This is a genomic window from Bacteroides sp. 1001136B_160425_E2 (assembly GCF_015559655.1).
Taxonomy (GTDB): domain Bacteria; phylum Bacteroidota; class Bacteroidia; order Bacteroidales; family Bacteroidaceae; genus Bacteroides; species Bacteroides luhongzhouii.
This window is the reverse complement of sequence record NZ_JADMQH010000003.1, coordinates 150840-164258: the sequence shown is the minus strand read 5'-3', so window position 1 is coordinate 164258 and position 13419 is coordinate 150840. Positions and strand designations below refer to the sequence as shown.

At 44.6% G+C, this 13419-nt stretch carries 7 protein-coding genes; all 7 read right to left on the bottom strand.

Annotated elements, in window-relative coordinates; translation table 11 throughout:
* Positions 1-14: 14 nt before the first annotated feature.
* The 7 genes from I2I04_RS04010 to I2I04_RS03980 all read right to left on the bottom strand — a co-directional run bounded on the left by I2I04_RS04010 (position 15) and on the right by I2I04_RS03980 (position 13409).
* Positions 15-3014, bottom strand: coding sequence for a SusC/RagA family TonB-linked outer membrane protein (locus I2I04_RS04010; protein WP_143258847.1), 3000 nt, complete (start codon positions 3012-3014; stop codon positions 15-17).
* Between the two features lie 212 nt (positions 3015-3226).
* On the bottom strand, positions 3227-4876 hold the full coding sequence (locus I2I04_RS04005; RefSeq protein WP_143258846.1) for a DUF6377 domain-containing protein: 1650 nt from the start codon (positions 4874-4876) through the stop codon (positions 3227-3229).
* Positions 4877-5753: 877 nt separating this feature from the next.
* On the bottom strand, positions 5754-6215 hold the full coding sequence (locus I2I04_RS04000; RefSeq protein WP_195654373.1) for a hypothetical protein: 462 nt from the start codon (positions 6213-6215) through the stop codon (positions 5754-5756).
* Between the two features lie 528 nt (positions 6216-6743).
* The gene (locus I2I04_RS03995) at positions 6744-8948 is read right to left on the bottom strand and encodes a glycoside hydrolase family 2 protein (RefSeq protein ID WP_195654372.1); all 2205 of its coding nucleotides are present in this window, start codon (positions 8946-8948) and stop codon (positions 6744-6746) included.
* Between the two features lie 5 nt (positions 8949-8953).
* Positions 8954-10621, bottom strand: a complete 1668-nt coding sequence (locus I2I04_RS03990; protein WP_195470403.1) for an arylsulfatase — start codon at positions 10619-10621, stop codon at positions 8954-8956.
* Positions 10618-11805, bottom strand: a complete 1188-nt coding sequence (locus I2I04_RS03985; protein WP_195654371.1) for a family 43 glycosylhydrolase — start codon at positions 11803-11805, stop codon at positions 10618-10620. The genes I2I04_RS03990 and I2I04_RS03985 overlap by 4 nt, the downstream gene beginning before the upstream one ends.
* Positions 11806-11852: 47 nt before the next feature.
* Positions 11853-13409, bottom strand: a complete 1557-nt coding sequence (locus I2I04_RS03980) for a sulfatase (protein ID WP_195470405.1) — start codon at positions 13407-13409, stop codon at positions 11853-11855.
* Between the last annotated feature and the right edge of the window lie 10 nt (positions 13410-13419).

Below are 13419 nucleotides of genomic sequence, written 5' to 3'. Positions count from 1 at the left end.
TTCTTCCTCCTGATTTAAAAGTTAAAGTTCAAGCCCATGCTGAACGTACGTGAGATCGGGTAGCGGCTGCTATCGATACCATTGACGTCAACTTCCGGGTCGAAGCCGGAATATCCGGTGATAGTTGCCACATTCTCGCAAGAGAAAGAGATGCGGGCATTTTCCAGTTGAATCTTTTGCATCCACTTCTTGGGCAGTGTATACGAAAGCGTGATGTTCTTCAGACGGAGATAGGAACCGTTTTCCACAAACCTGTCGGATACACGGCAGTTTTGGTTCGGGTCTCCCCAAATGGCACGGGGCATAGAGTTACTGGTTCCTTCACCCGTCCAGCGGTTCAATACGGCTGTGGTCTGGTTGTAAGCGGCTGCCATTCCTTCGTTGTCAACATTGTTGGCGTTATAAATCTTGTTTCCCGATACGCCTTGCAGGAAAACGGAGAGTTCCCATCCTTTATAAGAGAAATTATTGCTTAAAGAGAAGAACCAGTTCGGATTCGGGTTGCCGATAACGGTACGGTCTTCATCGTTGATGACTCCATCGTTATTCAAATCCCGGAAACGAATGTCGCCCGGAGCGGCTCCCGGTTGGGTGGCGTGGCGGTTTACTTCGTCCCAGTTTTGGAAAAGTCCGTCGGTCATGTATCCGTAGAATACATTGATGGGATAACCGGCTCTAAGCATAGTCACGTATGAGTTACCTATCTGATTGATAAACATCGGGGTTTCGCTGTTCAGGTCCAGAATTTCATTCTTGTTATAGGTAGCCGTTAAAGCGGATTCCCAGGAGAAAAGACCTTTCAGGTTGATGGTGCGCAGAGTCATTTCCACTCCTTTGTTGCGCATCTTTCCGGCATTGGTAAAGGTTTCAGTAGTATCTTCAAAACCGGAGGTGATAGGGATGGAAGCTTTCACCAACATGTCAGTTGTCTTCTTGATATAGGCATCCAGCGAAAGGTTGACACGTGAGTTGAACAGGCTCATATCCACACCGAAGTTGGTTTGGCGTACTTCTTCCCAATGAATATTCGGATTGGAAAGGGTGGTAGATACCAAAGCGGTGGAATTGTTGTTGCCGAAAGGATAGACTCCCGTATTGTAGGAAGCAACAAAGCCGTAGTTACCGATTTCCTGATTACCGGTCACACCGTATCCGATACGCAGTTTGAGGTCATTCACCGGCGAGTTGTCTTTCGGGAACCATTCTTCCTGCGAAATACGCCATGCCAGAGAAACGGAAGGGAATGTTCCCCAACGGTTGTTCTTACCGAAGCGGGAGGAACCGTCACGGCGCACAGTGGCTGTAAGCAGGTATTTATCCTCGTAAGAATAGTTGAGACGTGCCATCAGAGAAAGCAGTGCCCAGTCGCTCTGGCTGCCGCCGATACTGTACATCTTCTCGCCGTTGTCCATCTCATGGATATTATCAAACATAAAGATATTCTTTTGAGCATTCAGGTAATCGTAGTTGTTCCATTGGGCGGAAGAACCAGCCATTACACCTACGCGATGTTTCCGGGCAAAAGTATGGTCGAATACAAAATAATTATCCCACAAATAGGTAAAGGCTTTATTGTCGCTCTTATAACGGGAAGATTCTTCTACCGGATTCGGTTTCCAGTCGTAAGCCGGAGTAAAGTTGTCGACAAACCAGAATTTGGCATCATAACCAAAGGTACTTTTCAACTTCAACCATTTGGTAAAGGCAATCTCTCCGGTGATGTTTGCCAGGAAGTTATATCCTTTTGTCTCGTTAGTCATCATGTACAGTGTGCCGATCGGGTTGCGGACACTTCCATACCATTGCGCTTCCTGTCCGGGACCGCTCCAGCTACCGTCTTCATTCTTCACCGGCTGGGTGGGAAGTGCTTTCATGGCATCTCCGATGCTATAGCTTCCTCCTTCTTTCACGTCAGTGCTGAACGTCAGGTTGGTAGTGAACTTCAACCATTTATTAACCTGGGCATCGCTATTTGCCTGAAAGTTGAAGCGGCGGTAATTAACGCTTTCTACGATACCGGACTGATCGAGGAAACCACCGGATACATAGTAATGTGCCTTTTCCGTACCACCGGAATAGCTAACCGAGTAGCTTTGCTTCACTCCCGTACGTAGCATCTCATCGAGCCAGTTCGTTCCTGTTCCCAATAAAGAAGGATCTGCCCAGTAAGGATTCGTATTATCGTTATTGTTAGACAGCATATCATTGCTCAAGGCGGCATATTGCGCGGCATTCAGCATATCGGGCACTTTAGTGGCATTCTGGATAGCCCAGTTTGCGTTTACCGTTACTTTTCCGGCACCTTCGGCACCACGTTTACTGGTAATCATCACCACACCGTTTGCACCACGCGAACCGTAGATAGCTGTTGCCGAAGCATCCTTCAATACGTCTACCCGTTCCACATCAGCCATATTCAAGGAAGACAATCCCAAGTCGGTAGGAATTCCGTCAATGACAATCAGCGGGTTACTGTTATTGATCGTCCCCAAGCCGCGGATCTTAATGGTGACATTATCACCCGGTTTACCGGCATCGATAATCTGCACGCCGGATACTTTTCCCTGCATTGCCTGACCGATATTGGCTACCGGAGAGTCTTTGATGTCCTTCACTCCGACAGAAGATACGGCACCGGTCAAATCGCTCTTTTTCATTGTTCCGTAACCCACCACTACTACTTCGTCCAATACTTCCGTATCTTCCTGCAAGGTTACTTTCAATGAGTTTTTCCCGTTCACGGGAACTGTCTGCGTCTTATAGCCGACAAAAGAAATAGTCAGCGTACTGTTGGCAGAAACGCTTAATGAGAAGTTACCGTCTATATCGGTAATCGTACCGTTCGTTGTACGTCCTTCTACCACACTGGCACCGATCACCGGCTCGCCCGTGGCATCTACTACATGTCCTTTTATGGAAATCTGTTGTGCGAATGCACTAAGAGATAGGAACAAGCCACACATTATCAGTAAGAGGCGGCGTTCAAAGCCTTTCGACTTCATACTCTGTTTCATGTACATTAATTTAAAGTTAATATTAGAGTTACTTTTGTTTTCGTTCTCTGTGTCATTCTTGAAATGACCGTGAAACAAAAGTATCCACATTTCATACTGCTTCTTAAAGCAGATAGCAAAAATATAGTGATTTACACAGCATCGCACAGCATAAACCACTAAATATAAGAACGTTATAAAATAGAAGTCAGACTAAAAAAGTAGTGGTTTTCTTATTCTTCCACCTTCCCGATTTGCATTACTTTAGTCTCAAATTCATCTCTTTCTCCCAAAGATTTGTTACGGACACGGGTCCGGTAATTATAAATGGTAGTCACGGAATAACGGAGGAATTGCGCTATCTTGGTACTGTCCGTAATCCCCAGCCGGATAAGGGCAAAGATGCGAAGTTCGGTGTTCAACAGTTCTCCCGGTTTGGGTTGCATGGGTTCTGTGAGCAGCGCATTAAATTCCTCCACAAAATTGGGGAAGAGTTGCAGGAAAGTCATGTCGAAGTTCGCATAAAACTCTTTCAGTTCTTCATCAATGAATTGAGAAGATTTAATGGCTTTATATAGTTCTTCCACTCTTCCGGCAGCAGCAATTTTATTTAGGGAACGACGGTATAAATCCATCTTGTCGAGATAAGTGGAGCATTGGTCCATATATCGGCCGATATATTCCTCCTTGATATAGTTGGCTTCCGAAAGCGTATGGTTCATCTCTTTCAGCTGCGAGTTGGAGTCGTGAAGTTCTTCGTTCAATTCTTGCAGCAGCGTATTGGTATCGACCACTTCGCGACGTGCGGCAGCAACCTTTTTCATCTGCTTGTAAACGAAGAAAATGGCAACCAACAAAAATACGGAAAGCAAACTGATACAAATCAATGATACTTTCATCTCCTGCTGTTGCCGTTTGGCTTTCAATTGATAAGCCTGGTCAATGATAGGAAAGACTTGCGAGATTTCTAACGTACGAAGGCGTGCATTACAAAGAGTAGCATCTTCTAAAGAGCATTTCAGGTAATTGTAGGCACGGTCAATATCCCCTTCATCGTAGACAAGGGAAGCGAGTTTGCGCAAAGATACATATTCCTTTACCGCCGATTTCAGGTCGGCAATAGCCGAAAGAGCCAGGTAATGCTTTTGCCCTTGTTTGTCGCCTTTCAACCGGTAACCCTCGGAAATGGTATAAGTAAGCATTGCTTTTGAATGGTCATCCAAAGAAGGTTTGTTGTAATATTCCATCAGCATACGGATGGCTTCATCGTATTGAGCATGTACGATACACTTATCCGCCATCACCAATACGTATCCCAAAGAGTCGGAAGCGTTGACCTGCAGAAGAGAGTCACGATACAGGTCCGTCATTCGATAATACTCCTTCTTGGCTTTCTCCGTAACGGCATAATCTCCCATCAATCCATAAATAGTGCGATACAAATGATAATAATAACCATAGAGATAATCGGGCAGCGTTTTCTTATCAATCTGCCCCAATAGTTCCAACGCTTCTTTATACATTCCGGTAGTTCCCATCACTTCCGCCATATTCATGGCAGCATCATCCAGGTAATCCAGTTTATCCATGCGATGCGCCAGTTCCTCTTTCCGTTGAGCATAGACAAAAGACGAATCCAGATTATAAGCCCTGTATTCATCGAAAAGACGTCCGCAAAAACTATATCGTTGTTCATCGGAAGTAGCCTCCAACAACAATTTCTTCAGGTCAGCGATACGCGCCTCCTTTTCCGCTCCATAGGTCTGACGGTTTTTAATGATACCATCAATCTCACGAAGTAACGCATCGGTACTCTTATTTTCTTTTGCATAAAGCAAACCAGAAAGGACGATTGTCACAAAAATCAGAATCACTTTTTTCATAGTGCCGTATGTATTATAGTTGCAAAGATAAAAGTCTTTCAGAAACTTCCGGCTTTCAGGAGAAAATTATTATAGTCGGAATGAACAATCTTTATTAAAAAGAAGAAGCAAAACAGATTTATTATAAACATAATTCGGCTAATGACATGAAAAAGCAAGAAGGTTTATATTCATCACTCTGGTACGTCAACACTCCAACTTTCTTTCCCTTTCTTCGTTCTTTCTGCGGGAATATGCTATTTTTGTATTATCTCATAAATATGAGAACTAAAGAAAGGAACAATTATGGAAGAAGTCATATAGAAACTCTGCTTGATATAATTATTCTGAATACACAAATTTTCATTTCTCATAGTGTCTTTCCAGTCAACCTATAACAAGAATAAAAAACAACTAGTCAACCATTATCAGGGAAGTACATATTCTTTTTGTCCCATATATTGTGGGAAAGTATTCCCTACTAACTGGGAAAAGATTCCCTCATTTTGTGGGAACAAATTCCCATAATATGAGAGAATACTTTCCCACAATATATGGGACGATCGGAACTAGTTTATCTTCAACTAGAAAAAGGAAGAAGACAATATCTTGACTATGAGAAATACCTTGAAATACTATGAGAACAAGGTGAATTTTAAGCTAAAATAGAGGGTATGTTATGAGAAATACCATGTTAGAAAGTATTTCTCATAAGCTACTTATTTGATTCTTTGTTGTTTATCAGTCATCAATGAGAATATGAGAAATAAAAATGAAAAATCGTTTGCAGAGCTTGCTGAATTTTTAATTGATGTACTCATGACTGCACCGTTCTTAGTTACATGGAAATTTAGGGGCGCTATGCCCCTAAATTTCCATGTAGGAGTTGGCATTTTCCTCATTTCCAGATCTTTGTAAACCAATTCAATTTTATTCTTTTGATTCTCATACACCACTTTTTTAACCGGCATTTATAACAGTTGAACTGTCCTAATTCAAGTTCTATCTCTAAATCCCGTACCCGTTCGTTTTGTTCCATCCACATTCCCCGTAATGCATCCCGCTGTGATTTGGCTTCCCTATATATCTCAAGCTCTTTGTCGCGTGCCCCTAAGAGGAAAGCATATATCAAGCACGTCTCGGATTTACCGACACAGAACTGTTCCAATGCTTTCACATATTCCGGATCAATGCCTTTCTCCCTGGTTTTCAGGAATCCACGGAGACTCTCATCGCTTACGACCGTTTTGTAATCCTTGAAATATGACATGATTACCTGCATATCCACCCAAAGTTGGATATATTCTTTTTTAAGATTGTATTTCTTAGCCGCTTCTTCTACGCTAATCCATTCTGACATAATGTTCGTTTTTTTATGTGTGATACAATGAAAGAGGGATACTCTTTTTATTATATTAGTGCAGCGGGCATCTACGCTTTCTGCAGTCCGGTGGGCGGGGATTGGTTAGGTTATATTGGGGTATTATGAATAAACCAACCGGATACAAGAAAGGCGCAGATGCTGTTGCACCATTATCCGCTCATAAGGCTTAGCAACACCCTTCGGAAGATAATGATAACAACAGACACCCACGCCAATCGTTTATATATAACACATTCCTGACGGATATGTTGATATACAGCCGTTCGCGTGGAGTATCTGCTGAATCATCTCTCTCCTTTAAAACTGCTAATTTTTATGAGCGAGAGATAATACGCTTTTACTCCAATAAGAGATAAAACCACTTTCCACCAGTTCCATCACGCTGATGGGCGGAAAGCGTGTGACAAAGATAAATGATTTATTTGGAATATATTGGAAATAAGGTAATAAATAATCAAAGGTACGTACCTTACAATAGAAACAGACAAAAGAAAAACAAGTCTGTTAATAAGCCCTCAACCCATAATCAAACCTCATCTTCTTGCTATCTTTCACTTCAATTCTCAACAAATTACTTCCTTTCCGCAAGTAACGGCTGTAATCGCTGATATTGTATTGATTATATTGCCTGGTCTGCTTTGCCTCCTGCGCAAAGACTTCCACTCCATTCAGCCAAACTTTGGCTTCTCCGGCAACATTCAGCCATAGAGACAAATGATTGAAATCATTCTCCACCTTAAAAGTAGCTTCTGATACTACCGTAGAACGAGGAGGACAGTCGAAAGGCAAAGAAGTCATTTTCAGCTCCTGACCGTTCATACCGACAAGGCGGGTGTTCTTGCTTCCGTTCTGACTGTCGGCAATCAAAGTAACTGCTTTCACAGGGGTGATTTCATACAAGCGGTTGTGCATCAGGTGTAACAAGCCTTCCGGTATTTTAGTTACTTTCCGGTCGTAAGTAATCAAGCCGTTCACTTCTCCTTCCACATCAGTGGTTTGTGTATAAACAGCCGCACTCAATCCCTGGGCAATCAGCGTTTCCAAATCATATACCAGACGGCCGTAGCTATCAATCAGAGCCATTGCTCCGTCTATATTCTTATATCCCCAATTCCTCATATTCGGATTCCAGATATGCTCTTTGATTGCCCATCCATAGCCGCCGAATTCTCCCAGTACGGAAATTCGGTTGCCGTTGTTCTCCGGCAGAATCATGGAAGTGACAGGATAATTATGTACGTCGTACATATCGCCTACACCTCTGTCCGTCCAACCGGTCACTCCGTTTATCAGACGTGTATCATCGTACTTTATCACTTTATTTACGATTTCCACCGTGTTGTGCTGTCCCCATCCTTCATTGAAAATCACCCAGGTAGTAATGCAGGGATAGAAACGGAGACGGTCGATCATCTCGAACATTTCTTTTTGCCATTGGCGGGTGTGTTCTTCGGGAGCATTCCAATCAGTAGTAGCCAACGGATTGACGTGTTCCTCTTTCTTCCTTGACGTAGCAAAACCGGAAACCATGTCTTGCCACATCATCAATCCCAGAGAATCAGCGTAATAATAATATTGCTCCGGTTCTACTTTGATATGTTTACGGATCATATTGAATCCCATCTTCTTCAATTGCACCATGTCCCACAGCATCGCTTCCTCGGAAGGAGGAGTCAACAGTCCGTCGGGCCACCAGCCTTGATCAAGCGGGCCGTATTGGAAGATGGGTTGGTTATTCAGGCAAATACGGTTATATCCGCACTCATCTTTACGGACATCCACTTTTCTCAAAGCAAAGTAACTCTTTACCCGGTCTAAAACACGTCCTCCATTGGATAAGATAATATTCAGATGATACAGTTTCGGAGATTCGGGAGACCATAGAACAGCATTCGGAACGTCTATCTCCATCGCATCACGCAACTTCTGTTCCACCGTCTTGATTACTTTGCCATCATTCAACACTTCTATTTTCACTTCTTCATTGCCTTTGGCTCCGGCTATATCGAAAGCCAGCTTCACGGATTTTCTTTCAATGTCAGTGGAAGGAAGTACCTGACGGATATAGGTTTTATTCACCGCTTCCAGCCACACAGTTTGCCAAATGCCCGATACAGGCGTGTACCAGATACCTTCCTGGTTAAGTTGCTGTTTCCCTCGGGAAATAGATTCCGTGTCCGTCGGGTCGGTGACAGCTACTTCAATGCTTTGAGGACCACTCTTCTTCAAGAAGTTAGTGATATCGAACGAGAACGGATTGTTGCCTCCTTTATGTGTACCGACCAACCGGTTATTCACCCATACTTGACATTCATAATCCACTGCTCCGAAATGCAGGACAGTGGACTTATTTTTCCAGGAAGGATCTAAGGTGAACTCACGTTGATACCATAGTTTATCCGTAGGAAGAAATGTTTTCTGCACTCCGGACAGAGATGATTCAATCGCAAACGGGACCAGGATTTCCCCTTCAAAGGAAACATTCTTCCGGGGCGTGTTCTGATCCGTTACGGCATATTTCCACAATCCGTTCAGATTGATCCATTCTGCCCGTTGCAACTGTGGTCTGGGATAACTTTGCCACACATTTTCCGGCGTCACCTGTTCAGCCCATACTGTTTTGATTTTATCTCCTTTAGGCTCCCATGCATGGGTAAACACCTGCGACATGGCTCCTAAAGCCAGAGTTAGTAAGATTCTCTTATCCATAAGCATTAGCGGGTTTTATATTCTTTAAAATCTTTCCGTCGATTCTTATTGTAGGTATTCCACATTTTCTGGAAATACAGGACATCACTCTTGTCCGCCCATTCGAAATAGGCCGTTTCCAATTCTTTTGCCATTTCAGGATATTTACCGATCAGGTTGTGCTGTTCGGTACGGTCTTCCTTGATGTTGTACAATTCCCATTCATCTCCTTTGAAGTTGGCGGAAACCAGCTTCCAGTCACCTTTACGCACCATTCGGTTGCCTTCATGCTCCGCATAGATGTATCTTTCGGGCATCTTCTTTCCTTTCACAATCGGAAGGATGGACTGACCTGCCGTAGGCAGAATCGCCCTTCCCTGATATTCTTTCGGATAAGTGGCTCCTGCCAGTTCCAAACAGGTAGACATGATATCGGAGAATTGTGCAGGCTGATGATTCAGTCCGCCTTTGTTCTTCACATGATTACCCCAGGAAATGATACACGGAGTGGAAATACCTCCTTCGTGCGCATAATGTTTATACAGCGTGAACGGCGTGCAGCAAACATTTGCCCAGCCTGTACCATAGTGATGATAGGTTCCGGGCAAACCCATTTGGTCGAGTTCTTCTCCGGTATGGGTATGGTATTCGACTCCGGTCTGTTTGTCGAAACCAAATTCGTGCCATTCGGCACAAGCTCCGTTATCGGACATAAACATGATAAACGTATTGTCCAACTCACCGTTCTTCTTCAATTCATCCACTACCCGGCCGATGTTCGCGTCCATCACATCTACCATAGCGGCAAAAATAGACATACGGCGTGCCAGATCGGTCTGCTGATCTTTCGTCAACGAGTCCCATGCCGGTAACGGATGCGTTTCATCTTCAAACAGACTTTCGGGAACCACGCCGCGCGGACTAAGTGCCGGTTTGCCTTGCATAAGTTTCAGGTCAACGATCCGTTTCCAGCGGGCGTCACGAATCTTGTCCCATCCTTGCATATAGAGAGACATATATTTATCGGTTACTTCTTTCGGCGCGTGCAAAGGAAAATGGGGAGCGTTATAAGCCAGATACAGGAACAAGGGTTTCTTTTCCTGATGTGCCTGGTCGATAAAATCAATCGCATAATCCGTTATCACATTGGTAGCGTAGAAAGTTCCTTCCTCATACTGTCTGGGGGTACGGTCTTTCGGCAAACGGGTATATACCGCCGGATTCCAGAAAGAGTTGAATCCGCCCAACAAACCGTAATACTCTTGAAACCCACGAAGAATAGGATTCGACTTATTCCCCAGATGCCACTTTCCCGACATGGCCGTGAAGTATCCGGCATCTTTCAAGACTTCCGCAATCGTGACGTTGTCCGAATTGGAACGGAAACCGGAATATCCTTTCGGCCAGGCAGGATGACTGCCATCCATGTGTCCTAATCCCGTCTGATGGGGATAAAGTCCCGTCAACAGGTTGGCACGCGACGGGCAACTGCGTGCACTGTTATACATCTGCGTCATACGGACACCATTCTTTGCCAGTTTATCCAGTACTGGCGTATGAATCTCACCACCGAAACAGCCGAGATCGGAGAAGCCCAAATCGTCAGCCAGTATGATAATAATATTCGGCTTGTCCTGCGCATACGTCATCGGGACCAGAGCCAGACTGCCTGCTATCAATAAAGAAGTTTTCATTTGGTATTATAATTAAAGTTGGGTTTGAATTTACCATTCTCATAGATCATCGGAATTAATCCGGGACGGCACGTCACTTTATATTCCGCTGCCTGTGCCCCACGCGGATTGAAGAACATGGTAGCCCACCAGTTTCCATCCTTATCCTGGAAAAGGTTGTTGTGTCCTCCTCCCGTGATGGCATTGTAGCGTTCGCTATATGGACCATACACATTATCGGCTGTCGAGATGATACAGTCATAACTATAACGTGTCTTCGGCGAGGTTACTCCCTTTTTCTCGATATAGGTATCTCCCTCTGACGTACGGTGCGACCATATAGCTTGTACGAGGTGATACTTGTTATCATGTTTAAAGATAAATGCTCCCTCAATATACGGTTCCGGATCGTATTTCTTCTCTTTCAATGTTTTCAGTTCCTCGGCAAATCCGCTCATGTCCGGTTTCATACGGGCGATATAATGATTATGACCGACAAAGTAGACAGTACCGTCCGTATCCTCAAACAAACTTCCGTCGATGTTCGGGAAGATAGCTTTGTCTTTGTTACCTTCGATATTCTCGTACGGTCCTTCCGGTTTTCCGGTCTTACTGCGCAAAATAAAAGAACCTCTCCCGCCTGCCGACTCATTCATGCAGGCTACGATAAACCAGTTCTTCGCACTTTTGATATAATGCATTTCCGGAGCCCACACTGCATGAAAACGGTTGTCCATCGGATCACCGTTGATGGATTTTTTCTGATATTTCTCTCCTGCTTTATATACTTTCGGCTTCTTTTGCCAGGTTCCGTCTTTTTCCATCGACCATATTTGTCCTCTGGATTCCCAAGACTTCATATCTTTGGAACGCCACAGATACAAACCGTCGTTCCAGTCCCAGCAATGCCTCTGTCCCGGAAAGTAACGGTCGGGAGTAGAGGTCGTCCCTGTGATATAATAATAACCGTCGGGGCCCAGCGTAGCCCAGGTATCCCTCATCCAATAATCAAATGCCGGCTTTACAGATTTCGGAACACGTAGTTCCGGAGCGTTTGTATCTGCCGTTCCATATAACTGCGCTGATGCTGTACAGATAGAAATAAATCCTGTAAGCAAGGTCAATCCTAATCGCAAAATCAATTTCATATATTCTTGTTTTATGTTTACGGATACAAAAGTAAGCCGTTGCGGGGCAGACTTCATGGAATCATGTTTTTAATATCCGTAGGTATGTACAATCTTCTTATTTTTTAGTGTTCTGACCGGAGATAATTAAATGGATTCTGTTTAAAATGATAGCGTCTTTGCGGGAGAGGCAACGGATCCTGCAAACGCAATTCCCATGCCAGTAACCGGGTCAGAAGTTCCGTTTGAATTTCGCTGTATTTCTTCTCGCCAAACAGATTATGAACTTCCGAAGGATCTTTCTTTAAGTTATAAAGTTCTCCGTTGCCATAATGATTCATGACCAGTTTCCAGTCATCCTTTCTTATCATGCGTGAAGTGCCGCTTTGCGTCCAGGTATTCAGTTCGTCGAAGTGGGCTATTTTGCCGGGAGTCAATGCTCCTTCCTGTTCAAAAGTAAGGGAAGCATCCAGTCCGACATCAGCTCCTCCGAAGCCTTGTTGTACGACCATACTGGAGAATTCTTCTTTAGGATAAGCCTTTCCGGTCAGCATCGGCCACAAGCTACGGCCCTGGACTCCTGCCGGTATTTCGGCACCGATGGCAGAGCAGAAGGTGGGGAAAAGGTCGGCTATCGATACGTGACCATCCATAGGGGCAGACTGGTTCTTGATGTGATATCCTGCCCATACCATCGGAATACGTGCGAGGCTTTCGGAAAGTCCGGCTCCTTTACGGATCAATCCGTATTCTCCCCAATAGTCACCGTGGTCGGAAAGTACGACAAAGATGGTGTTTTCATATTGTCCGCTGGCTTTCAATGATTCGATCAATCTCTTGATCTGATCGTCTATCAACCGGATCATTCCGATATAGTTGGCACGGATTCGAGGCAGGTCCTGTTCCAGGTTCGGGCAGGATGCGTCTTCCAGTTGAGCCAGAATACGGTATTTCTCTCCTTTCTTTGCCAAGTCCTTGCGGGAGGTCTTTAAGACGGGAAGCTTGTCGGGGGAGAACATGGAGTAATAAGGTTCACATACCTGATAAGGATTGTGAGGTTCCGGAAAAGAGACCCATACGAAGAAAGGATTTTCTTTCTGCTGCTCAATCCATGCCAGTGCTTCGTTCACGATTTTGGTGGGATGCTGCTCCTCCAGGGAAATGGGAGATGGTTCCAGCCATTGCCCCCTGGCTTGCTGATTCAGGAAACGGGCAGTCTCCTTCTCGGCAGGAGTCGTCTTTTTGTGTTTTCCCCAGTGCCCGTATTCAGACCAGAAATCAAGGTCGGCAGGTTTCAGGTAAGCGTGATTCTTACCGACCAATGCTGTCTTATATCCGTTTTCTTTCAATACGCCCACTAAGTCCTGTTTATAGGAAATGTCGGGAATATTGTGATTCGTGCGTACGTGAGTGGCGGAAGGGAAACGCCCTGTGAACATCGAACAACGTGCCGGAGAGCTGGCCGGCATCACAGTGTATGCCTTATTGAACCATACATTCTCCTGCGCCAACCGATCGACAAAGGGAGTCACTTCCAGCGGAAAACCTTCCCTGCCACACAAATCGGCACGTTGCTGGTCGGTCATAATAACCACAATATTCGGTTTGCCGGTTTGTGCCTGGGCTGACATAACCAAACCTTGTATGGCAAGTCCTGTGATACAAAAGATTGTATTTCTCATATTTGCTTAT

Excerpts from the sequence above, each read along its gene's own strand:
- I2I04_RS04010 (WP_143258847.1), bottom strand. The coding sequence starts at position 3,014 with ATGAAACAGAGTATGAAGTCGAAAGGCTTTGAACGCCGCCTCTTACTG.
- I2I04_RS04005 (WP_143258846.1), bottom strand. The coding sequence starts at position 4,876 with ATGAAAAAAGTGATTCTGATTTTTGTGACAATCGTCCTTTCTGGTTTG.
- I2I04_RS04000 (WP_195654373.1), bottom strand. The coding sequence starts at position 6,215 with ATGTCAGAATGGATTAGCGTAGAAGAAGCGGCTAAGAAATACAATCTT.
- I2I04_RS03995 (WP_195654372.1), bottom strand. The coding sequence starts at position 8,948 with ATGGATAAGAGAATCTTACTAACTCTGGCTTTAGGAGCCATGTCGCAG.
- I2I04_RS03990 (WP_195470403.1), bottom strand. The coding sequence starts at position 10,621 with ATGAAAACTTCTTTATTGATAGCAGGCAGTCTGGCTCTGGTCCCGATG.
- I2I04_RS03985 (WP_195654371.1), bottom strand. The coding sequence starts at position 11,805 with ATGAAGTCTGCCCCGCAACGGCTTACTTTTGTATCCGTAAACATAAAA.
- I2I04_RS03980 (WP_195470405.1), bottom strand. The coding sequence starts at position 13,409 with ATGAGAAATACAATCTTTTGTATCACAGGACTTGCCATACAAGGTTTG.